The following is a 23248-nucleotide window of genomic DNA, read 5'->3' on the forward strand; positions in this document are numbered from 1 at the left end:
AAATCTAGGTTAAACATTTTTACTTATGACTATAAACAATAATAGCTACATCTTAGATGTAGCTATGCATACTTAATTGATCTATCACTATTAACGAAGTAGTGAACCAATCATTTGTGTTGTACTGTTAGCAGTACTCAATACAGAAATACCTGAGTTCATAAGTAACTGTTGCTTAGTCATGTTAGACGTTTCTGCCGCAAAATCAGCATCCATCAGTGTAGACGCTGCCGCTTGAGTATTTTCTTTCATGTTGGTTACGTTATTCATAGTATGGTCAAGACGATTCATTGACGCACCTAGTGCTGAACGTGCTGTGCCGATATTTTCAACAAGTGTATCCACTTCAGCCATAGCTAACAGGGCATTTGCCTGAGTATCAAGTACACCTAGAGCCGTCTGATCTGCAGCAGCAGTACCAACAGATGCATGCAAACTTGCAATTTCTGTTGCAATACCGACACTTAACGTTTCAGCAGTTGACGAGCCCACTTGAAAAGTTACGCCTGCTGCGGCTTCAAATTTCCCTGTATCAGCGGCAATAACCTCTGCGGTAACACGTTTATCGGCTGCTGTACCATCATTTGCAGTAGCAGCGATTGCGAATAAAGCAGTCCCACCAAAGCTGGTGTTTTGCATAATACTCGCAAGCTCATCACCTAGTGCTACATATTCCGAATTCATAGCTGTAAATTCATCCGCACCATTTGTACCATTGGCAGCTTGTGTTGCTAGCTCTTTCATGCGGTAGGCAATGTTAGTCATTTCATCAAACGCGCCTTCCGCTGTTTGCATCATCGACATTGCATTATTTGAGTTATAAAGCGCTGCTTCTTGGCCACGTACTTGTGCGTTTAAGCGTGATGCGATTTGCAGACCCGCTGCGTCATCTTTTGCAGAGTTAATTTTAAAACCAGACCCTAAACGCTCAAGCGCTGTTGATAAATCGTTGTTGCTACGACCAAGCTGGTTTTGAATTGACATTGAAGCCATATTTGATTGAATTGATAAAGCCATGCTTAATTTCCTTTATGTTTTAAACCTATTTACACACAAAGTATAAATAGAAGTGACTAATCATTAAGAGCGACCATGCCTAAAAAAAACTAAACTTTATTTTGATTTTATTTATTAATACAGCCGAAATAATTACATAGCTACCAAACTAGATGCAGCTTTAAAAAAAGGCTGAGTAACCTTTTTTATTTTTATCCGAGCTCTATCTAAACAAAAACAGCCGCATCAAAGATGCAGCTGTTTTGGTATTTTTTAATCGATTACTCGGTTTATATAACCTATCGTTAAGCTATTAACGAAGAAGTGAACCAATCATTTGTGTTGTGCTGTTAGCAGTACTAAGTACAGAAATACCTGAGTTCATAAGCAACTGTTGCTTAGTCATATTAGATGTTTCAGCAGCAAAATCAGCATCCATCAGTGTAGAAGCCGCTGCTTGGGTGTTTTCTTTCATGTTGGTTACGTTGTTCATAGTATGTTCAAGGCGGTTCATTGATGCACCTAGTGCTGAGCGCGCAGTACCAATATTTTTAATAAAAGTATCAATACCAGTAATTGCTGCTGATGAATTCGTCGCATCATCTAGGTCACCGATGGTGCCTGCAGTAGCAACACTTGTGTTAATATCCTGTACTGCTGTACTAACATCAACTGAAAGTGTTTCAGCTGTTGATGAACCTACTTGGAACGATACAGCGCCAACATCAAATTTACCTGCAGTAGCATCTAGTAATTTAGTACCACCAAAGCTAGTGTTGTCCATAATACTTTTAAGCTCAGCTTCTAAAGCAACAAACTCAGACTTCATTGCTGTGTACTCATCCGCACCATTTGTACCATTGGCACCTTGGGTCGCTAACTCTTTCATGCGGTAAGCAATGTTAGTCATTTCATCAAACGCGCCTTCGGCAGTTTGCAGCATAGACATTGCATTATTTGAATTATAAAGCGCTGCTTCTTGGCCACGTACTTGTGCGTTTAAGCGTGATGCGATTTGTAGACCCGCTGCGTCATCTTTTGCAGAGTTAATTTTAAAACCAGACCCTAAACGCTCAAGCGCTGTTGATAAATCGTTGTTGCTACGACCAAGCTGGTTTTGAATTGACATTGAAGCCATATTTGATTGAATTGATAAAGCCATGCTTAATTTCCTTTATGTTTTAAACCTATTTACACACAAAGTATAAATAGAAGTGACTAATCATTAAGAGCGACCACATTAAGAAAAAACTAAACTTTATTTTGATTTTATTTATTAATACAGCCGAAATAATTACATAGCTACCAAACTAGATGCAGCTTTTAAAAAGGCTGAGTAACCTTTTTTATTTTTATCCGAGCTCTATCTAAACAAAAAAACAGCCGCATAAAAGATGCAGCTGTTTTGGTATTTTTTAATCGATTACTAGGTTTATATAACCTATCGTTAAGCTATTAACGAAGAAGTGAACCAATCATTTGTGTTGTGCTGTTAGCAGTACTAAGTACAGAAATACCCGAGTTCATAAGTAACTGTTGCTTAGTCATATTAGATGTTTCAGCAGCAAAATCAGCATCCATCAGTGTAGACGCTGCCGCTTGAGTATTTTCTTTCATGTTCGTTACGTTATTCATGGTATGATCAAGACGATTCATTGATGCACCTAGGGCTGAACGAGCTGTACCGATTGTATCAACTAACGTATCTACAAATTCAAGCTGAACCTTTGCATCTGCTTGATTTTCAATTAAACCACCCGCTGAAAGTACACCTGTAGAAGCAGTAGTAGTAATATTATTTATTGACAGTTGAACAGAATCATTAGTACCGTCTAATAAAGTTTTACTTATATCAACGGTTAACTTTTCAGCAGTACTTGAACCAACTTGAAAATCTACAGATGCAGTGAATTTACCTGCAGCACCCGTATCTAGCAACTTGGTACCACCATAAGAGGTATTGCTCATAATACTACCTAGTTCTGCAGCCAAAGCAGTATATTCTGCAGTTTGGGCAGTGTACTCATCAGTACCGTTAGTACCATTTAGCGCTTGTGTAGCTAGCTCTTTCATGCGGTAAGCAATATTGGTCATTTCATCAAACGCGCCTTCCGCTGTTTGCATCATCGACATGGCATTGTTTGAATTATAAAGTGCTGCTTCTTGGCCGCGTACTTGTGCGTTTAAGCGTGATGCGATTTGTAGACCAGCCGCATCATCTTTTGCAGAGTTAATTTTAAAACCAGAACCTAAACGCTCAAGCGCTGTTGATAAATCGTTGTTGCTGCGACCAAGCTGGTTTTGAATTGACATTGAAGCCATATTCGATTGAATTGATAGAGCCATGTTTAGTTTCCTCTTTGAAGTTGTAGTTAAAGTAATTAGTGGAGCTAAATCACTTTCTAATAACTAAGAGCGACCAATTATGAGAAAAGATAAACATTTTTCTAATTATTAAAGTTAGCCCTTAAATTACAGGCGATAATGAAAAAGATGACGTTAAATTTAAATTAACAGACCATTAATTGAGTGAGTATTGCACCATGTTACGAGTTATGTTTGCTTGTGACATAATTGCAGCCACACTATTTACCCCTGGGCTTTGCATGTGCTGTTTAACCCCTAAACTTACAGCAAGCAATTCATCTGTATTGGCTAAGGTACGAGCAGCATCGAGTTGATCTAGCTGGCTTTGCAACTGTTGCTTTTGTGCCTGAATTTTTATTAAGTTGGCCTTTAAATGGCGCTGTGCACTTTGAATTTGTTCGCGGTGCTGTGCAATACTGGCATTTTTGTCTGCTACTTTAGCAAGTTCATTCAGTGGATTATCTAAATCATTAAGCTGCAACGAAATCGGGTTACCCGCCGCAACACGTACACCTTGACCACTCATTACCCAAGGTTCTAAAAGTGGAGCCGCATTATCTTTTTGCGCACTAAAAAGCAGGCGGTTTTCACGGTTGAGCTCAACGTTTATATGATGTGGTGCAAACGCATTTTGAATAGCAGTTAAATTGGTTTTTTCGTCTTGATAGGCAGGTAGTTTTAAACTTAATGATTTACCCGAACGCCCCATTACTAACTGGATATTTTCTTCATGTGGACGCGCGCTAAGCAGGTCTATATTGGCATTAAGCTGTTTGCTAATAGCACGATTTGGGTCGGTTATTTTTAGTTGAGAATCAAGCCCTGAGCCTTTTTTACTTGCGACATTTTGTAATGACGCTATTTGAACTTTAATCTTTTGTTGTTGCATAGGTTGTGGCTGAGAGTTAGCTGCCTGAGTGTTTAATTGTTGTGCTAACTTTTCAAGTCCCATATACAAATTTCGTATTGTGCTTTCACTTTGCTCGGCTCTAGCCAAGGCTTGACTAAGCGCCCCACGCTGTGCCCAATCAGTCAGTACTTTAACTTGCTCCTCTCTGGCAACAATTTTGTTTTTCCACAAATTGTTAGCAGAATCTTTTGTTGATGTAACGAGTGCATCCGATTTATTGGTATTAACCAAGTCAATTGCTTGTGCCTTTTCGCTACTTTTAACCAGCATAGTTAGTTCCTGAAAATATTATAATTTTTAAATGTATGAAAACAATGAAAGTTTGCTTACTGTTGAGTAAACCTGCATCGATGACTCATACGCCGCCATTGACTCTTTCATCGAGATAAACGCTTCAGGGTAATCTACAGCACTTAAATCATCCTGTAAATTCACCGTAAACGTAGTGATATCTTGATTACTGGTAGTAATAGAATCAAGCGACGCCATAGTAGAACCAATTGTAGTCACTTGGCTACTAATAGTACCTAAAAAGTCTGCTAATTTATCTATCATCACCCGTGATTGATTGCCAACGCCACCTGCCGGTGGATTATTTACATCAACAAGATAGTCTTGCATGGCATTTAAAAAGCCGGCACCTGGGTCTAAATCATCACCCACAATATTATTTTTTACACTTGAGTCATCAGATACAGCAACTTCTCTGACAATATCGTCACCGGTATAAACGTAATTACCCGTGGCATCGATTTGAAATGGTTGTTCGTCGGTTTTGCTGCCCGAAAAGTAATACTTTCCGTCGCTATCTGTTGCATTAAGTAAATCAACAATCGCTGGAAAAGCCACACTCATTTCTTGGCCAAGCGCTTTAATTTCTGCCTCACCCATCGAATCATCAGCTGCGGTAGTAAGTAAACTCTGTAAGGAATATATTTGGTTAACAATACCAGTCAATTGTACTTCTTGTTGACCTAGTGAAAAGTTAACTGCGTCCATATTGGTTTTGTATTGCTCTAGCGATTTAATTTCTGAACCTAAATTCATAATCATCACAGTGCCAAGTGGATCGTCAGACGGCTTAAGAATACGCTTATTGGTTGCTAATTGAGTCGACTTTTCGTTAAAATTTTCAGTATTAATTTGGATGTTTTTTATTGAATTTAAATGAAGCTGATGACTACTTACTCGCATAACATTGCCCCCTAAAACATTTGCAGTAAAGATTTAAACATTTGATCGGCGGTGCTGATCACTTTGGCATTGGCACTATACATTTGCTGAAAATGCATTAAGCTTGCCGCCTCTTCATCAAGGTTTACACCACTAAAGCTATCACGCGCTGCGATGGCATTTTCACTTAAACTCGTAGCGGTAGAGATACTACTTAAATTTTGCTTACTAGTAATTGCCAGTTCACCCACTAATAACGTAAATTTATCGCCTTTTCCTGCCATTGAGGTAACGATATTAGCAATGTTTGAGTTATCACCAGGCCCGGAAGTACTACTGTCTTTAAAACCAAGCTTATCGGAAGTGATCGCAGGGTTTATCTCGATCGTCCCTAATGGGTTTAATGGGTTGTAAGTAAACAATGCTTCACCAGGGTCGTTATTTAAATCAAAACCGCTTTGTAATGCGCCATTCATATCATCAGCAAGGTCGGAAACTAAGCTGTTTAAGGTTGCAAGAGTTGGTTTTATTACATCATTATCAACGCTTATTAAGCCACCAAATTGGCCACCAACATTTTTATCAAGAGTAAATTTCTGGCCAATAAATTCACTGGTGACTGTTGTACCACTGACCGAGATTGATGCAGCTTTACTGCCTACTACTAACGGGGCACCACTTGAGGTACTAATATCAATAAAGCCATTATTTCGTTCAACAATAGATACACCAATATGCCCTGATAACTGGTTTACTAAGCGCTCGCGATTGTCTTTTTGCTCTGCGGTTGATTGATTATTCGCTGTTGCTACCCCAATACTGCTGTTGATTTCGGCTATCTGTTTCGTAATCGATGACACACTTAGTGCCACATTGCTCATTTGCGCATTGAGTTTAGTTTCTTGACCAGCCAGTGCGCCATTAATCTGCGCAAAATCTTGCATAAGCCCTTCAACTGAGGACAAAAACTGCTGTCTAAAAGCCTGTGAGTCTGGCTTGGTCGTCGCTGCATTTAATGCATTGGTTAGGCTTGCAAGGGAGTTATTTAAGTTTAACGAGTCGGTACCAATTATTTGCTCAATAAAGCCTAGGTATGACTGTTTGTTTTCATAAAAATTGGTATCGGAATTAGTACGCCAAATATCGTCATTTAAAAAGGCGTCAACAACCCGATCAACCGATGCCACCTCAACCCCACCTAAATATACATTAGAGGTTTTAAATTGAGCTTGCTGACGCGAGTAACCTTCAACGGCTGCATTCGCCACATTTTGCCCTGACACAGTCAGCGCAATATTAGCCGCATTGAGGCCGCTTAACGCGTTATTTAACATAGACATAATTAACTACCTAATCGTATTAGCATTCAATGGCTGAACAAATGCCGACCCCGCATAAATATCATAGCTTTGGGTTGGCTCAACGCTTTCAGCACCTTTATGTTGATCATTAGCGACCAAGTTTTGGCTATTCTTAAATGTATTTTCTATGGGAGCAATTTTCTCATCAAACTGCTTAATAATCGCTTCGGCTAAACCCAGTTGATGAGTTGACGCTAAATGCTGCGATGTTTGAGCATTATGCATATCTCTAAATTGCGCTTGCTCGTTACTATTAAAAAAACCATTGTCACCGGCCATAGTTTTGGTGGTGCTATCCATACTTTTTAATACCAGCTGTAAAAAAATAGCTTCAAACTGCTCTGCTGCCTGTTTAACGCCGGCCTCACTGTTGCCAGTAATGTTTTCAAGATGGGTCGGGTCAATCGCTAATGATTGAGATAATTGGGTTGATGACTCTATTTTCATGGCTATTTCCTTTAAATAACTAATAGCTCGGCTTCTAGAGCCCCAGCATTATCAAGTGCAATTAATATTGACATAAGCTCGGCTGGCGTTGCGCCAAGTGCATTTACCGCTTTTACAATTTCATCTAATGAGGTGCCTTCAGGCCACAACAGCATATTTTTTTGTTGTTGATCTACTGTGATATCACTTGATTGCGTGGTCGTAGTTTGGCCATTTGAAAACGGCCCAGGTTGCGACACTTGCTCTTGCTCACTGATGGTAATGGTTAAATTACCATGGTTAACCGCCGCTTGATTAACTCGCACTGTATTGTTCATTACGACAGTACCGGTGCGACTATTAAATACAATTTTAGGACGCTCAGAGCCTTGCTCTACCGTAATATCTTGTAGCATCGACATAAACGTGTTGCGACTATTGGCATCGCTTGGCGCACTAACCACTAAACGCGCCCAGTTTTCAGCAATAGCGACATCAGGCCCAAATACTTTATTAATAGCACGCACAACATTGCGGGCAGTTTGATAATTTGGATCTTTTAAATTAAGAATCACATCGCTTTGACTTTCATATATAGCCGTAACACTGCGTTCAATAATAGCGCCATTAGGAATAAGCCCTGAAGTAGGCACGTTAACAGTCACCGAGGAGCCACTTTTACCACTGGCATTAATACCACCCACCACTAAATTACCTTGTGCTAGCGCATACACTTTGCCATCAACTCCCTTTAATGGGGTCAACATTAAGCTGCCACCATGTAAGCTTTTTGCATCGCCTAATGAGTTCACAGTTACATCAATCGCTTGGCCTGGGCTTCCCATGGGCGGCAATGTAGCATGTACAGCAACAGCCGCTATATTTTTTGATTTTGGCAAGCGCTCTTCATCTACAGACACACCAAATTGCTTCAACATATTACTTAGCGATTGGCCGGCAAATTTCACTTGGGCTTTATCACCCGACCCCGGCAAGCCCACGACTAAACCGTAACCCACTAGTTGGTTTTCTCGCACACCTAGCACATCAACAATATCTAATAATGGACGTGCTTTGGCGGTCACAGTTGCAGGCGCTAATAGACTAAAAAAGCACACTAACATTAATAGTAAATATTTCATTAAAACCTCAGTAATCCCTTAGAACGGGTTTAAGAATCGGGTAAATAAAGTGGTAAACCAACCCGGACGATTCGCATCAGCCAATGTGCCTTTGCCGGTATAGCTTATTTGCGCTTCAGCAATACGAAGCGACGAAACACGGTTACTTACATCAATATCGCCAGGGCGAACTAGCCCTTCAATTTCAATGTATTCGTCACCTTGGTTGAGCTTAATTTGCTTACGCCCTTTAATAACCAGCGATCCATTAGATAAAACATGATTAACCCGCACAGTAATAGCGCCACTCAGGAAGTTTTGTTGGCTGGCGCTGCTTTCCCCGTCAAACTTGGCACTCGAGCCTATACCCAAATTAAAATCAGCTACGTTGAGTGCACCAGCAACTGGCACAGCAACATCAAAGTCGGTACTTTTATCTAAACTTGAATCGGCACTTTTACTTGATTGCATGCGCTCGTTAAGCACCACAGTTAAAATATCGCCAACTCGGTAAGCACGTTTATCTGCATACAAAGAAAACATATAGTTATCTTGAAATAAGCTACCATCTTGCTGATTCAAACCCTGTGCATAGGCATCTTGGCTTATTTCATAGTCTTGAACCGACTTTTGAGCGGTATTTTGTGGGCATTTCACTTCCCCATACACCACTTCGCATTCCACCATTTGGGTTTTTGATGGGGTATTGCTGCAACCAGCAACACCTAAAAGCAGCAAAAATAATGTTAACTTATTCATCATAATCATACGTTTTGGTTTATAAAGCGCAGCATTTCATCTGCCGCAGAGACCACTTTAGCGTTCATCTCGTAAGCGCGCTGTACGGCAATCATGCTTACCATTTCATCAACAACGCTCACGTTTGAGCCTTCAATAGTAAATTGTTGCAAGCCACCAAAAGCATCTTCACCGGGGATCCCCTCAACAGGTTCACCAGATGCTGCTGTTTCGCGGTACAAATTGCCACCTAAGCTTTGTAGGCCTGCAGGATTTGCAAAGTTAACCGTTAACATTTGACCTAACTCAACCGCTTGCGCATCCTTACCTACTACCGCAGTAACGGTGCCGTCGGTGCCAATACTCACTTTAGTGGTGCCCTCTGGTAGCGCAATATTTTGCGCCAAAGGTAAGCCGTTGCTGTTTACCAGTAATGACTCTGAGTTAAGCTGAAACTGACCGTTACGGGTAAACAATAACTCGCCATCAGGACTTTCAATTTGAAAGAAACCTTGCCCAGCAATGGCTACATCTAATTGGTTGCTAGTTGTTTCAAAGCTACCTTCGGTAAATTGCTTTTGCGTACCGTTAATACGAACACCGGTTCCGACCTGAATCCCAGATGGCAGCTGATTAAGCTCATCTACTTGCGCGCCTGGCTGTTTTTGTACTTGGTAAAATAAATCTTCAAATACCGCTCTGTCTTTTTTAAAACCGGCAGTGCTTACGTTCGCTAGGTTATTCGATATTGTTGTCATTCTTAAATCTTGCGCTGCAAGACCGGTTTTACTCACCCATAATGCTGAATTCATGTTTGGCTTCCTATTTACCCACGTCCACTGATGAGCTTATTACCGCTGGTCGCTAATTCGTCAGCAGACTTCATCATTTTTACATTCATTTCAAATTGGCGGCTAATATTCATTGTTTTGATCATTTCAGCCACGGCATTCACATTAGAACCCTCTAAAGCACCCGTTCTTACTGTAATTGTTTCGTCGGCTTCAAGCGGTTGTAAATCGTTAGCTCTGAGTAAGCCATCAGCACCTTTAATTAAATTTGCATCGGTGCTGGCTAATTTAATTTGCGCATCTTCTGCAATTACACCGCCGCCAATGGGGGTTAAGTTGATCATGCCGTTTGAGCCAATTTCAATATCACCAAATTCAGGGAGTTGAATATCGCCACCGTCACCTTGCACACGGCGACCATTAACAGTAACAAAGCCATCGGCATCAACCACTAAGTTACCCGCACGGGTATAAGCAGGTTCGCCATTGTCATCCATCACCTCTAAATAACCGCCGTTGCTCAGTGCTAAATCAAGATTACGGCCAGTATCCATGATTGGCCCTGACGATAAGTCAGTAGTTACTGGTGTTAGTTGCGCGTGGTAACGAGTACGAAAGCCCTCGCCTTGTACCATCATTGATTGCGCTTGCTCTAAGTCAGCCTTAAAACCTACGGTGCTAACATTTGCTAAGTTATTTGCAGCAACGCGTAAGGCGGTATTATTAAGTTCAGCACCCGAAACGGCGGTATAAATTAACTTTTCCACGCTCAGCTTCCTTAGGTGTTACTAAATAAAATTTGCATCATTTCATCAGCGCTGCTGATGGTTTTAGCATTGGCTTGGTAATTTTGTTGAAATGACATTAAGCCAACCAGCTGCTCACTAATATCAACATTTGAGCCCATAAATGAACCTGACAGTAATTTACCCAGTGAGCCACTTTCTGGCTCGCCATAAAGTGCAGAGCCTGACTCTTCAGTTTGATACCACACGGTATTACTGCCTTGCTCTAGACCATCAACATTCGCAAACGAGGCAAGTACAACCTGACCTTGTAATTTAGATTCACCGTTAGTAAATGTTGCAAATACACGGCCGTCGTCTTCAACTTTCACACCAGAAAACGCCCCCGAGGTATAGCCGTTGGCATCGTTTTCGTTAACACTGAAACTTGAACCAAACTGCGTTGTACCATCGAATTTAAGCGCGATATTTAATGCTGCTGCACCACTGGTTATTTCTGCATTACCAGGCGTTGAAGTAATAGGCACTTCTAAATCAACCGCCGTTAAGTCGCCTGAAAACGGCACCATTTGGCCATCGGTATCAAAATTAAGCTTAATGGTACCGGCGTTAATTGAACCACCCGCACCATCATCAATAGCTTGAGTACCTGTCGTCGCACCAAGCGCTGAAAGCTGAGCTTGAGTAAGGGGTTTACCATCTAAGAAAAACATCGCTTGCCATTCGTTGCTACCCGTGTGATTAAAGTACTGGGTCATTACATGGCTATTACCTAATGAGTCGAACACTTCGGTAGATTGAGAAAAGTTATATTGACTGCCATCTTTAGGATCAAAAATAGCTGGATAAGCGATCACGTCGCTAGAAGAACTTAAGTTACCATTAAAATTAATATTAGTGCTGGCTTGTGCTTCTATGTTTGAGGCTTCAATTTTTAAATCGGTTAATACACCCGGTACAATTGTCGGGTCACCACCATCAACTTGAGACACGCCAAAACCTTGTAGTTTGCCGCCGTTGGCATTAACAATATTTAAGTCGTTATCTAACTGAAACTGGCCTGCTTGGGTGTAAGCCGTACGGCCGTTTTCTGATATGGCAAAAAAACCTTGGCCATCAATAGCAATATCCAGCGCATTACCGGTGCGCACAATTTCACCACCGGTGACAAAATCTTCTTTAACATTGGCAACTTTAACACCGCCGCGTTGACTGCCGTTATACACTGCAGCAAATTCTGCGGTGTTATTTTTATAACCAGCAGTACCTGAGTTAGCAATATTATTACTGGTTACTTCTAATCCTGTTTGGGTACTTTTAAGACCACTTAATCCTATATTGAACATAGACATATTATTTATTCCTCTTATTTATGCCACTTGATTAATTTCAGTGATACCAAAATTACCCAAACCATCGACTTGCAATAAAATATCTTCTAACGATTTACCTACAGAAACACGCTCAACCTCACCCCTTAGCCAAGTATCAAGCTGCTTTGGTACCTCTGCTGTAGTGGCATACGCTCTCACTGCATACGCACCGGCTTCTTGGTTTTCAAATTCAAAACGCAATGAACCGACTCCAGAATAAGGCAGTTGTTTTTCTTCAACTAATTCACCATCTTGGTTATAAAGTTGCACAGTGACAGAGTCTGCGGCTTCCCCTAAATTAACCATGCCAGAGACACTGCCATCTTGTTCAAGGGCAATACTGCTTGCTTGTACATCAACCGTTTGGCCAACCATATTAGTGGCTTCAAGCACCGCTAAGCTGCTCACATAATCCAAACCATCGGCGGTGTTTTGGCGAATGCTTTGTAACGACTCAACATTAGAAAACTCCGCAAGCTGGCTCACATATTGAGTGCCGTCCATAGGTTGTAATGGATTTTGATTACTAATTTGCGCAACAAGTAACTCTAAAAACATGGTCGACATTTCATCTGCTGAGCTATTACCGGCAATATTCGTAGTGTTTTTTGCCCCGTCGGCTGCGCTTGGAACGGCTGAATTAACTTGCATAAAATTATTGTCCTAACTTAAGAATGCTTTGCTGCATGCTATTTACACGCCCCATAACTTCAACAGATGTTTGGTAGCTGCGACTTGCAGACATCATGTCGGCCATTTCTTCAAGTGCATTTACGTTGGAGTAAAATACATAACCATCGTTGTTAGCAATTGGGTTATTTGGCTCGTAGCGCTGCTCTACCGCACGGTTTGACTCAGTGATCCCTAATACATCAACCGAGGCTGAAATTGATTGGCTGTCTTGTGTTTGTTTGTACAAAGCAGAAAATACTGGTTTAAGTGCCTTGTAAGCGTCGGCTTCTGAACCGGCTGCGGTATCGGCATTGGCTAGGTTAGATGCAATGGTATCGAGGCGAATAACTTGAGCGCGCATAGCGCTGCCGCTAGCGTCATAAATTGAATTAAAAGACATTATGATTTCCCTGAAATAACTTTATGTAAGCCATTTATTTTCATATTTAAGAAGGTCAAACTGGTTTGAAAATCCATACTGTTGCTGGCAAATTTTGCTTGCTCAATATTTAACTCAACAGTATTGCCATCACTTGATGGTTGATAAGGAACGCGATATTTAAGTTCATCCGTTTGTACACCAGCAAAATCAACATCTCTGTTTTGCGAAAAACTGGATGAAACACTTTGCATAATTTGACGGTAATCTACATCTCGAGATTTAAACCCAGGCGTGTCAACATTAGCCAAGTTACTGGCAATGACTTCTGCTCTGTCTAACCTTAATTTCATTGAAAAAGGGTGAACACCTAACGCTTTATCAAATAGTTCCATTGTTGCCTCTAATTTTTGTTTCTTGTATGCTTTCGCGCTTCGCATACACTTTCTACCTTGTGTATAACAACCTTTATGCCAACTTTTAAAAGTATATTTTTTCAATGACTTACATAAAAAAAGAGCAAAAAACAGCCCAACACACGGAAGCTAAACTTCCCCAAGGGAAGCGTTGGCTTTTCCGCTTACTTTTAACTATTGGACTTCTGCCAGCTCATGCTATGGCCATCCCCATTAATTTTGATAAAGAAATTCGGCAGTTTTTGCACAGTGAAATTAAGAGCTATTTGCGCTCGGTTAATTCGCAAAGTCAGCGACAAGATATAGAATTATTTATTCCTAAAGGCAGCGAAAATTTAAGCTGTGATGAATTGCAAATCACTCGCTCACAAAGTCACACGCCACCCGCAGGCAGAGTAAGTGTTTCTGTATCTTGCCCATCGCCTGCTTGGCGTTTTAGGGCCAGTGCCAAAGTAAGTGTGTGGATAAACCTAGTAGCTGCCAAGCACACTTTAAACCGAGGTAAAGTGCTTAATAAACAAGACTTAGAATATAAAAGCGTGGATTTAGGTAAGCACCGCCACCAAGGCGAAACCGGTATTGACCAGCTAGTTGGACTTACCGTTAAACGCGAGATTGATAAAGGCACGGTGATCTCCACCCGATACCTAGAAAAGCAGTATTTAATCAATAAAAATGAGCATATTTCACTGCAAATAAATACCGCAACTTTCTCAGCCAATGTTAAAGCCATTGCTCTTGAAGATGGCCAGCTTGGTGAGGTTATTAATGTAAAAAATTTATCATCAAAAAAAGTAGTTCAAGGTAGAGTAATTGCGCAAGGCGTGGCAGAGGCGACATTTTAAAAAATGTCGAAATAAAAGTTAAGTAATGCTTGCACTTGGTCGCTGATATAAACTAAGCAATATAAATTCGATAAACGAATTAGGTAATAAACAATGAATATAAGTGCAATAACAACCACTGCGTTAGAGCAAAGCCAAAAAACAAACCAGCGTTCTTCACTGGATGCAAAACCAGAACAACAACCTGTAGCGACTAAACAAGAGCAAGCAAACTCAGTGAGTGCATTGAGTAAATCAATAGACTCAACATTTCAAGATTTAGCTGCAAAGCCAGACGTTGATATGGATAAAGTAGCCATGATGAAAGCGGCAATTGCCAGTGGTGAATTTAAAATTAATATTGATGAAACCTTTAACGCTATGGTTGAACTTCATAAAAAATGAAAACTGTAAAAGAGTATATTGTAAGTCTGCAACAAGACATTACTAAGCTAGACGCGTTAATTGAATTACTTGAAACGCAATACGAATTGCTAAGCCAACGTAATGTGCAGCTAGAAACACATAATAAAAAAATGCTCGGCTTTTTAGAAAGCTTAAATGAATCGCACAACCAGCGCGATGGCTTTTTGGTGAGTTTAGGCTTACAAGGTGGCAAAGAAGGTTTAGCACAATTAACCGCGCTTCTACCTGTTGATATAAGCACCCTTACTACTAAGCTATTGCATCAGCTTGAGCTAAAAACTAAAACCTGCAAAATAATGAATGAACGCTCAGGGCAATTACTCTCAAGCCAGCGTCGGTTGTTACAGCGTTTAACTGGCGGTGAAAACAAACAAGCTTACCCAGAAATGCCTTTATAAATACGTTACATAAAGGCATTTTCTTGTTTAGTCACTTTGCGCTATATTTTTACTTTACTCCTATTATTAGCTTTTGTGCAACTTTGCGGCTAATTGTATTTATAATAAGCAAATAGCGGCTAACGTCACCTTTATTAGACTAAAGAATGATTGCTGCTGAATCTGCTGATTTTATGACCTTTTCGCTATTCTGCATGACAAGATCACACTGTAAAAACAAAACAATAAACCACTGAATTTAAAGACCTTTTAAATTTAACAAGCCAGTTACAACACATCCCTTTGCTATTTTTGTTAACACTTACAAAGCGTTAAACTGGGCTATGCACGACCTTTTGCCTAATTACAATCTGTAGCAAGCTGTTTTACCCTGCGCACTCAACGTTCATTTGCTTTGTAAAAGCTGTATTTTTATTTTGAGTTAGCAACTAAGTTGCAGGAGAAGTCATGACCACCAAGCCGCTAGATGATAATTCATCTGATGCTATACCAGGAGCGGATACTCAAACCGTGTCCGATAGCTATGAAAATCTTCATAAACCGAGCTCTGAGTTTGAAAGCCGCGACGCTTATCTAGAGCACGAACTGCAAATTATGCAGCCAAAACGCTGGCGTCCAAATTTACCGTTTAGAGATTATCGCTTTGAATTTGAAGACACCATTCCAGCAATGGCCGCAACTATAGGTAAAGTTGTGATGGTTGCAGCCATTGCTGCCACGTTTGCAGGCCCTTTGGGGTTGAGTGATGGCTTTGTACTTGAAAACGTACGCTACGAACTTTTAATTGTCTCGTTATTTATTTTACTATTTTCTGGCTTTATTTTACCGACCGCTAACTTAGCGGGTACTCATGGCCCACTCATTCCATTAATTCCTATTGTGGTTGCCGCAGGCGGACACCCTATGGCCTTTGGTTTGCTCATAGGAGCCTTTGGATTGATATTAGCATTTAGTAAAGGCGGCAGTCTCATGGCAAAGCTCACCAGTAAAGGGGTGTGTGGTGGCCTACTCCTCTATTTAGGCTTTGTGGGTACCATTTCACAAGTTAAAAAGCTGTTTGCATGGGCTGAAGAAATTCAAATGACCCATATTGCCTTTATTGTAATCTTAGCCACAATTTTACTTTATGCTTTATTGGAGCATTACAAAAAACGCTGGTTAGCCGTGCCACTGAGCTGTTTAATTGGTGGTTTTACTGCTTTTGCATTGGGCGCACCGTTTGAGTTTCATACGGCACCGGGCTTACCAAATATGAACCCTATGTACTGGTGGGGTGAAAACACTGGTTGGATGCTTGGCTTACCAACAGCAGAAAGCTTTGTAGTTGTTCTTCCTTTTGCAGTTTTAGCGGTTGCTATGTGGTCGCCTGACTTTTTAGGCCATCAAGTATTTCAAAAAATTAGTTACCCAGAGCGTACTGAAAAAGTACAAATGAATATTGACGATACCATGCTTAGCGCATCAACAAGACAAACCTTTGGCTCGCTATTAGGCGGTGCTAACTTTGCGTCATCTTGGGGCACTTACATTGTTCCTGCAGCTATTGCAAAACGCCCTATTCCTGCAGGCGCAATTTTAACTGCGTTATTTTGTATTATCGCGGGTGTTTGGGGCTATCCAATGGACTTAGCTATTTGGCAGCCAGTATTGTGTGTTGCATTAATTGTAGGGGTGTTTATTCCACTACTTGAAGCGGGTATGGAAATGACCCGTGAAGGTAAAACCACCCAATCAGCCGCCATTGTGGTGTTTGCATCAAGCCTAGTAAACCCTGCATTTGGTTGGTCACTAACTATGCTACTTGATAACTTGGGCCTTATTGGCTGTAAAGAAAGAAGTGCTGATTTATCGCGAATGAGCCGCTGGGTCATCCCACTTATTATGTTTGTGCTATTAACCGGTGTAATGGCACTGGTAGGTATGCTGCCAGGCATTCCTGCGCTAATGCCAAACTTTAGACATTAATTCCTTTATTAAACAGCAAAGCGAGCTTTAATAGCTCGCTTTTTTTGTTCTTATAAAATCCAGCACAGTGTTCCTGTAATAATCCCCCCTGAAGTAACAGTCCCTGAAATAATTACAAGCCACCCTGCAGAATTTTTATAAAACTCGCCACCAGCTAAAAAGCTTTACGCACCAAAATATCATAACTGCTTGATATATAAATAAAACTTAACATTTCACTTTCTGGTATAGGCTTTGCACCTATATAATTGAACGTTAAAAATCATTTTATTAGTAACGCTTTTAAAATGAAAAATCATCACTCTTAATAAGGAGCTAATTATGAATAGCGATCGTATCGAAGGAAACTGGAAAGAACTTAAAGGTAAAGCGCAACAAAAATGGGGCGATCTTACCAACGATGATTTAGATAAAATTGAAGGTAGCCGTACAGAGCTTGTTGGTAAAATTCAGCAAAAATACGGTAAATCCAAAGATGAAGCCGAGCGCGAAGTAAATGACTTTGAGAAAGGTCATTAATATAAAGCGTGTTAACAGCTTTACTTGCTAATAAAAAACCGCCAATTGGCGGTTTTTTTGTATACCTTAATTTTAGGAAGGTTTTGCTAATGCTAACGCTTCGCCAGCAAGTGCAAAAATATTCTTAAGCATTAATTGCAAAATATGTCTAATAGAAGCGTAAGTAAAAGAAATCACCTGAAATGGATAGCCACAAAATGTCAGCATATGCCCTAAAATCCCTTTTACATCTTTAGTACAATTTTTAGATAAATCAATGCTATCAGCTAATGCTTTAGCTATCTGGTCGTATACTGTGAGAGCGTTCGAGAAATGATTTTGTATCGCATATAATTTACCAGTATCACGTAAATGAGTAATTAAAGCGGCACCAATTTTCCGAGCCCATTTAGAGGTGCGGCTACATTCGAGTCGCCTCTCATAATCAAGCCTTACCTCTTCTTGAATTCGTTTTTCCATTCTCTTGTTAATAGCAGAATAACTTTTGAAGTTGCTTGCTGTATGCAAATATCCTGGCGTCTCCTTAGTCATACTATGTGCTTTTGGAGTAATGGTGGCAGCACCGTGTAAAATATATTCTTGCTCCGTATGCATAAATGGCCACACAGGCACTAAAGGAACAGGGTCGGCTGCATGTACACAACGATAAATGCTGTTATCTGTTGCGGACTCAGTTTTTACTGCAAAACTATTATAACCTACTCGCGGTGCACCAAAAGTATATAATTTTACATTGGCATCAAAGCGGTGCTTTAACCAGTTAGCAGCTAAGTTTGCTAAAGCACCACCTAAACTATGACCTACAACATGAATGTTTAATTTTTTCTTAGTCCCGTGTTTAAAGTATAGCTCTAACTGATTTTTAAAGGAGTTAAATGTATGGTTGAAGCCTGCATGTACTGGTTGGTCATTAATGCAAGTACTTAAACCACAATGTAAATCAGTAACAACATCACGGATTTTAGCCGTGCCACGTAAAGCTAAAACATAATCATCTTCATATGCACCCTTCTTACCTTTTGCAATACAGCCAAAATTGGTCGAGTGATTAAAAACTCGTTCAAGAATAGAACCACTTACACCTTTTATAGATTCTGATTCGAATGAAAATAAAGAGCTAATCCTTTCAAAATATGGGTTAGCTCTCAAGCCTCTTTTATCAAGGCTTTCGTATGAGATAGCAGCAAAGTTAGCAGCTATTGCAGGGCTTAAAACATTCATCAATATTTCCTTATAATTTAGGTTTTGTTTTATTAATTATCATCCGTTTCAATTTCTGAAAGGTCAAAATAAGCATTTTTTTCCACTACTTCAAAATCATCAGACCAACGACAAATACTTAAAGCTTCAAATTTATAGCCTTCAGTTTTCTTATTCTCAAATTTAAAAAGAACCTTTTCATCAGTGGTATCGGCTATTAATTGCCTTAATTTTTTTGCATATTCCTCTCGGTATTTAACGCCTGACAATCTGGAACCCCAAAGGCAATATTCTTCATGATTGTAGGATAAATAAATAGCTTGAGAAGTAAAAATCTCAGCAAGTGGGACTGCTGGTTGATTAGAGCGGATATTAATTTCAGGTAGTAAGAAACTTCCGTTCTTATCCGTGTAAGTGAAATCTTCAGCACATTTGCCATCAGAAAAATTTAATACTCTGTCTATTCTCACATTAGATAAAGGCTTGCCCTTTTCACTAACTTGACCTTTCACCTCAGGGCACAAGTGCACTTTGTAAGCACCAATATGATTACCAAACTTTTTAAGTGTCGTTAAAAATGACATAAACAAGAAGCCTTAAAAATAGGCCGTGAACATTTTTGTGGAGGGTTGCTACATGATTCCCTATAAGCTTAAATATTCACATGCCTTTGTAAATAGACCTCATATGATAAACAAGCCCATATAAAATACAATAATTAAAGCTTCAGATGTATAGGTTAAAGGAAGTTAAGCCAAGCGTGAAGTAAATGACTTTGAGAAAGGTCATTAATATAAAGCGTGTTAACAGCTTTACTTGTAATAAAAAACCGCCAATTGGCGGTTTTTTTGTTGGTAAATAATAGAATCACTAGATTTAACATATTCGGTAATTCTTTGAATTAACCAGCCTGTTTATTATTTGAAATCGACGTCAAAAGTTCAGATATCAGCTGCCTATCTATCTGAGCATTTTTTTCACTCAGTTTATGAATAAACTCTAAAGGTGTAAGCCCATGTGATTTTTCTTTAATGGTAATACTCGCGCCTTTATCCATTAAAAGTTGCACTAAACCAAAGTCATTAAGCAAAATAGCCGAGTGTAGAGGTGATAAACCATCTATGTGACTTAACGTATTTACTTTGATTCCTTTAGAAATAAAGTATTTGATATAAACATCGCGCTTATCTATATCTTTAATTTCAAATAAAAATGCTAGACCAGCGCCTGATTCAAGTGATTCAATATCACTCTTATCTGCTCTATAATTAAGTAAGTAATATTCACAAGCATCACTTGGGATGTAGTGAGTATTCTCATTAGTGCTGCAAATAATAACATCTTCAATATCACTATTGATGAGCGAATATAAAGCAACTGCAGAATATCCAACAGATAATAAAAGTAACAAATAAATAGTAAGCTTTTTCACCTCTCCCCCCAGATTCCTAAACTATTAGCATCAGTGTATGCAAGCATAACGAAGTGATTATTTACAGAATTAAGCTCAACCTTATTTATTTAGCCAGCGCTAGTTTTACTGCTGCTTCGGCATGTATTTTGGTAGTATCGTAAAGCGGAACCTGCGTATGTTGTGGCTTTACCAACAAGGCGATTTCAGTACAGCCTAAAATGATGGCCTGCGCGCCTTGCTCAAATAATCGCTCTATAATACGCACATAATCGGCTCGCGAATCGTCATCAATAATCCCTTGGCATAACTGCGAATAAATAACCTCGTGCACACGCTTTCGCTCATTAGGCTCAGGTATTAATACCTCAATATTATGCTTATCGGTTAAACGCTCTTTGTAAAAGTTTTGCTCCATTGTAAATTGCGTTCCCAACAACCCTACTCGCGTAATGTTATCGTGCTTTAGTTGCTCGGCGGTGGCATCGGCTATGTGCAAAATAGGAATGGTAATATTACTGGCAATCTCATCGGCCACTTTATGCATAGTGTTGGTACAAATAAGTAAAAAGTCGGCACCACCAGCCTCAACAGATTTAGCCGCCTTGGTGAGTAACTTAGCTGTTTGTTGCCAATCGCCTTGATGCTGTAGTGCTTCAATTTTTGCAAAATCGACGCTCACCATACAAATTTTGGCTGAATGTAGTCCACCCAATGAGTTTTTAACGCCTTCGTTTAAGGCTTTGTAATAGCTGGTTGTAGACTCCCAACTCATACCTCCGAGCATGCCAATCGTTTTCATAAAATTGCCTTCTTTAAAAGTGGTTAAGAGCAGAAAATTGCTAAATAATTTTTTACATTGACAGTAAGCAAAGAAGTAAGATGCAACTCATGCGACTACAGTTATTGTTTTAATATTTATATATAAGATAATTCAATATCTACTTTTACCACATCATTTTTAATAGCCCATTGAAAAGCTTCACTATTTTCAATAAACGCCCTAAGACCATCAACCTCATTTAACGCAGAACACCACTGACTCGTTGTTGAAAGCGCAAATGCAGCCTCGCTTGGTAAAAATTTAAAAGTCGTACTAAGTTGCTGCATAGCATCTGTAGCTTCATCTATGTCGTCTAAATCAGGAATAATTTGGCGTGTAATATCAACAATAAAGTAGTCTTTACTAAGGCTATCTTCCCCGCACTGAAAAAGAAGCATATCGCCGTCATACTCTAAATTAGTATTTTCAATTCGGTAGCTTTCATATAAATCAATAACCAGTTTAATCAACTGTTTAACATTATAGTTTTTATAAAATTCAGAGCTTTCAATTTTAAGTTTTATATCTTCTATTTTCATATTTTATATCTAATTCTGTTTAATCATTAGTAACTATGTACTCTTTTCGCTACTGTATTAACCTTTACTTACAGCGCCTTCAAATAACAATTGCTTATCGTTTTTATATACTTCAAGCCAACCAAGTGAAGATGTATCGCAACCAATAATAGTGACATGTAACACGTAACTGTAACGTCCATTTTCAAACGTATAACTGTGATTACCGCCACTGCCACTAAACTTTATCTCACCATGAAATAAAACGATATCAGGCTTATCGCTTGGGTTTTTATCAATACTCCACGACGCATAGCGGAAGTTTCCATCGCCTAAATCATCAATGCGAACACGATAGTTAGCTGTTTTCCAATCAAGTATTGGTTTTTGAAAGGTTTTAATACTTGAATGGAGTGATTGTTTATCTTGAGCGATTAACTTTTCTGCATGTGCTTGCTCAGTGGTATTTTGTGTATTCACAGCAATAACTTTGCCGTCTGTGTCTACCCACATTACGCCGTTATTTAGCATAATGCCGCGCCAACCTACGTTATCCCAATCGGTATTGATATTAGAGCTGCCAATAACGGCAACAAGTTCCTCATCAAACACTTCATCAAAGCGGTTAATAAACTCAGCTTCATTTTTAATATCAGGAAGTGGATACTGCCTTTTTAGAGGGTAGCGAATATGCGCAGCAATCGCAGTTTTATCATGCGTTTTAAAAGCAGCAATAACAGGTAAAACACTCTCGTGATACTTTTGCTCAAGCGCAAATGTGTTCGATGTGAAAAATAGAGATAGGCAAAGTAATATTGTAATTTAGATACTTCATTGATAGTCCTTTATTCAAAGTAATAGAATAGATTTATAAAGAGATTAAATGTGTAACTCCTCTTAAGGCTTAGCCTTTACTATTTTTTAAAAAGGCAGCAAATTTGTGAGGCGAACTATCATAAAATAAACGTATTATACTTTCTGTTTCATCTTCATTTTTATCTATAAAGATTTTGAAGGTGTTACGCTTAAAAAAAGGTCCAAGAAAGCGCCTTCGGATAGAAACACTGGTAGAAATGCACCATAAACTTTTTTCTAGGCAACTTATTTGTAATTAAGCCTCATTATCCCCTAAAGCTTGAAAAAATAAAATTTTCATGGCGGATTCTGAATTTTCATTCTCCCAAATAAAACTTTTGAAAAAGGTTATAGCTTCACTAATGTTTGGTTGTAATGGAACATCCTGCTCCGTTTCCTCATCATAATACCCACAAAAAATATTTTCCATTTGATATTTTTTCCTTTTAAATTATAAATTTCCGATTAAAGAAGCTAAAAGTCTCATTAAATAAACCTTATAAACTATACAGTTTATTAGTAAATATATAGATTATTAATCCGCATATAAACGAAGCTAGTACATTTGAATAAATTCGAACGTTATAGCTTTTCATAGAGCGCTCTTTCATTAAAGTTATGGGGATCAAAGCTAAGCACAAGTAAGCAAACCAAGAGGATACAAATATATCTGCTAATTTAGATTGCATTAAGGGAGCGCTATTGCCATATCTTGCGTTACTTATCGCCTCAAAACTCTCACGATCGAATGCTATGGCAGCTACTGCAAATAAAAAAATTACATGAGTAAATAGTAAAACTAAATTTAGAGTTCTTTTTAACATGCTAATTTCATGAGTT

Annotated in this window: 27 protein-coding genes and 1 pseudogene; 5 read left to right on the forward strand and 23 right to left on the reverse strand. The window is 39.3% G+C overall.

The features are described from left to right. Window positions 1–90 precede the first annotated feature (90 nt). The 15 genes from QL989_RS05475 to flgB all read right to left on the reverse strand — a co-directional run bounded on the left by QL989_RS05475 (window position 91) and on the right by flgB (window position 13493). Entirely contained in the window at window positions 91–1017 is a 927-nt protein-coding gene (locus tag QL989_RS05475) for a flagellin (protein ID WP_178955420.1), read from the reverse strand. A 292-nt stretch (window positions 1018–1309) separates the two neighbouring features. Continuing rightward, window positions 1310–2158, reverse strand: a complete 849-nt coding sequence (locus QL989_RS05480; protein ID WP_178955418.1) for a flagellin — start codon at window positions 2156–2158, stop codon at window positions 1310–1312. 293 nt (window positions 2159–2451) lie between these two features. After that, complete coding sequence (locus tag QL989_RS05485) at window positions 2452–3342, reverse strand: flagellin (protein WP_290168878.1); 891 nt, start codon at window positions 3340–3342, stop codon at window positions 2452–2454. Between the two features lie 175 nt (window positions 3343–3517). Beyond that, window positions 3518–4543 carry a flagellin gene (locus QL989_RS05490; protein WP_138605565.1) on the reverse strand — a complete coding sequence of 342 codons (1026 nt, stop codon included), beginning with the start codon at window positions 4541–4543 and terminating at the stop codon, window positions 3518–3520. Between the two features lie 27 nt (window positions 4544–4570). Next, window positions 4571–5467 carry a flagellar hook-associated protein FlgL gene (gene flgL / locus QL989_RS05495; protein WP_138605567.1) on the reverse strand — a complete coding sequence of 299 codons (897 nt, stop codon included), beginning with the start codon at window positions 5465–5467 and terminating at the stop codon, window positions 4571–4573. Window positions 5468–5478: 11 nt separating this feature from the next. Beyond that, a complete protein-coding gene (gene flgK, locus QL989_RS05500; RefSeq protein WP_198522306.1) occupies window positions 5479–6786 on the reverse strand; it encodes a flagellar hook-associated protein FlgK in 1308 nt (435 codons plus the stop codon). A gap of 6 nt (window positions 6787–6792) precedes the next feature. Beyond that, entirely contained in the window at window positions 6793–7254 is a 462-nt protein-coding gene (locus QL989_RS05505; RefSeq protein ID WP_290168882.1) for a rod-binding protein, read from the reverse strand. Between the two features lie 11 nt (window positions 7255–7265). Beyond that, window positions 7266–8375: a flagellar basal body P-ring protein FlgI gene (locus QL989_RS05510; RefSeq protein ID WP_290168883.1), complete on the reverse strand. Its 1110-nt coding sequence runs from the start codon at window positions 8373–8375 to the stop codon at window positions 7266–7268. Between the two features lie 18 nt (window positions 8376–8393). After that, window positions 8394–9116, reverse strand: coding sequence for a flagellar basal body L-ring protein FlgH (locus QL989_RS05515; RefSeq protein ID WP_290168884.1), 723 nt, complete (start codon window positions 9114–9116; stop codon window positions 8394–8396). A gap of 2 nt (window positions 9117–9118) precedes the next feature. Then, window positions 9119–9904, reverse strand: a complete 786-nt coding sequence (gene flgG / locus QL989_RS05520; RefSeq protein ID WP_010391154.1) for a flagellar basal-body rod protein FlgG — start codon at window positions 9902–9904, stop codon at window positions 9119–9121. A 14-nt stretch (window positions 9905–9918) separates the two neighbouring features. Next, window positions 9919–10650 carry a flagellar basal body rod protein FlgF gene (flgF, locus tag QL989_RS05525; protein WP_055011654.1) on the reverse strand — a complete coding sequence of 244 codons (732 nt, stop codon included), beginning with the start codon at window positions 10648–10650 and terminating at the stop codon, window positions 9919–9921. A gap of 11 nt (window positions 10651–10661) precedes the next feature. Continuing rightward, window positions 10662–11981 carry a flagellar hook-basal body complex protein gene (locus QL989_RS05530; RefSeq protein ID WP_290168888.1) on the reverse strand — a complete coding sequence of 440 codons (1320 nt, stop codon included), beginning with the start codon at window positions 11979–11981 and terminating at the stop codon, window positions 10662–10664. Window positions 11982–11999: 18 nt separating this feature from the next. Continuing rightward, window positions 12000–12653: a flagellar hook capping FlgD N-terminal domain-containing protein gene (locus QL989_RS05535; protein WP_290168890.1), complete on the reverse strand. Its 654-nt coding sequence runs from the start codon at window positions 12651–12653 to the stop codon at window positions 12000–12002. A 4-nt stretch (window positions 12654–12657) separates the two neighbouring features. After that, a complete protein-coding gene (flgC, locus tag QL989_RS05540; RefSeq protein ID WP_010391144.1) occupies window positions 12658–13074 on the reverse strand; it encodes a flagellar basal body rod protein FlgC in 417 nt (138 codons plus the stop codon). Next, a complete protein-coding gene (gene flgB / locus QL989_RS05545; protein ID WP_010391142.1) occupies window positions 13074–13493 on the reverse strand; it encodes a flagellar basal body rod protein FlgB in 420 nt (139 codons plus the stop codon). Before flgB ends, flgC begins: the two co-directional genes overlap by 1 nt. A gap of 59 nt (window positions 13494–13552) precedes the next feature. Here flgB and flgA point away from each other — a divergent pair, with 59 nt between their 5' ends. The 5 genes from flgA (at window position 13553) to QL989_RS05570 (ending at window position 17601) form a co-directional block, all read left to right on the forward strand. Then, complete coding sequence (gene flgA, locus QL989_RS05550; protein ID WP_290168895.1) at window positions 13553–14314, forward strand: flagellar basal body P-ring formation chaperone FlgA; 762 nt, start codon at window positions 13553–13555, stop codon at window positions 14312–14314. Between the two features lie 93 nt (window positions 14315–14407). Then, window positions 14408–14698: a flagellar biosynthesis anti-sigma factor FlgM gene (flgM, locus tag QL989_RS05555; protein ID WP_290168898.1), complete on the forward strand. Its 291-nt coding sequence runs from the start codon at window positions 14408–14410 to the stop codon at window positions 14696–14698. Beyond that, window positions 14695–15117: a flagellar export chaperone FlgN gene (gene flgN / locus QL989_RS05560; RefSeq protein ID WP_054202051.1), complete on the forward strand. Its 423-nt coding sequence runs from the start codon at window positions 14695–14697 to the stop codon at window positions 15115–15117. Before flgM ends, flgN begins: the two co-directional genes overlap by 4 nt. Window positions 15118–15564: 447 nt before the next feature. Continuing rightward, a complete protein-coding gene (locus QL989_RS05565) occupies window positions 15565–17082 on the forward strand; it encodes a DUF3360 family protein (RefSeq protein ID WP_138594161.1) in 1518 nt (505 codons plus the stop codon). A 321-nt stretch (window positions 17083–17403) separates the two neighbouring features. After that, entirely contained in the window at window positions 17404–17601 is a 198-nt protein-coding gene (locus tag QL989_RS05570; protein ID WP_008111942.1) for a CsbD family protein, read from the forward strand. Window positions 17602–17673: 72 nt separating this feature from the next. Here the strand turns inward: QL989_RS05570 and QL989_RS05575 are convergent, their stop codons facing one another. From QL989_RS05575 to QL989_RS05610, 8 genes and pseudogenes are all read right to left on the reverse strand, one after another. Next, complete coding sequence (locus tag QL989_RS05575) at window positions 17674–18822, reverse strand: lipase family protein (protein ID WP_290168901.1); 1149 nt, start codon at window positions 18820–18822, stop codon at window positions 17674–17676. Between the two features lie 32 nt (window positions 18823–18854). After that, entirely contained in the window at window positions 18855–19385 is a 531-nt protein-coding gene (locus tag QL989_RS05580) for a DUF6795 domain-containing protein (RefSeq protein WP_290168904.1), read from the reverse strand. Window positions 19386–19702: 317 nt separating this feature from the next. Continuing rightward, window positions 19703–20233, reverse strand: a complete 531-nt coding sequence (locus QL989_RS05585) for a hypothetical protein (RefSeq protein WP_290168906.1) — start codon at window positions 20231–20233, stop codon at window positions 19703–19705. Window positions 20234–20318: 85 nt separating this feature from the next. Further along, complete coding sequence (locus tag QL989_RS05590) at window positions 20319–21014, reverse strand: aspartate/glutamate racemase family protein (protein WP_178955396.1); 696 nt, start codon at window positions 21012–21014, stop codon at window positions 20319–20321. A gap of 116 nt (window positions 21015–21130) precedes the next feature. Continuing rightward, the gene (locus tag QL989_RS05595; RefSeq protein WP_290168907.1) at window positions 21131–21574 is read right to left on the reverse strand and encodes a hypothetical protein; all 444 of its coding nucleotides are present in this window, start codon (window positions 21572–21574) and stop codon (window positions 21131–21133) included. Between the two features lie 57 nt (window positions 21575–21631). Beyond that, window positions 21632–22388 (reverse strand): annotated as a pseudogene (locus QL989_RS05600) (hypothetical protein). A gap of 276 nt (window positions 22389–22664) precedes the next feature. Beyond that, window positions 22665–22838, reverse strand: coding sequence for a hypothetical protein (locus tag QL989_RS05605; protein WP_290168909.1), 174 nt, complete (start codon window positions 22836–22838; stop codon window positions 22665–22667). Between the two features lie 67 nt (window positions 22839–22905). Beyond that, on the reverse strand, window positions 22906–23248 hold a 343-nt coding region (locus QL989_RS05610; protein ID WP_290168911.1), incomplete at its 5' end, for a hypothetical protein.

Source organism: Pseudoalteromonas sp. APC 3224 (assembly GCF_030407535.1).
In the GTDB taxonomy this organism is placed as follows: domain Bacteria; phylum Pseudomonadota; class Gammaproteobacteria; order Enterobacterales; family Alteromonadaceae; genus Pseudoalteromonas.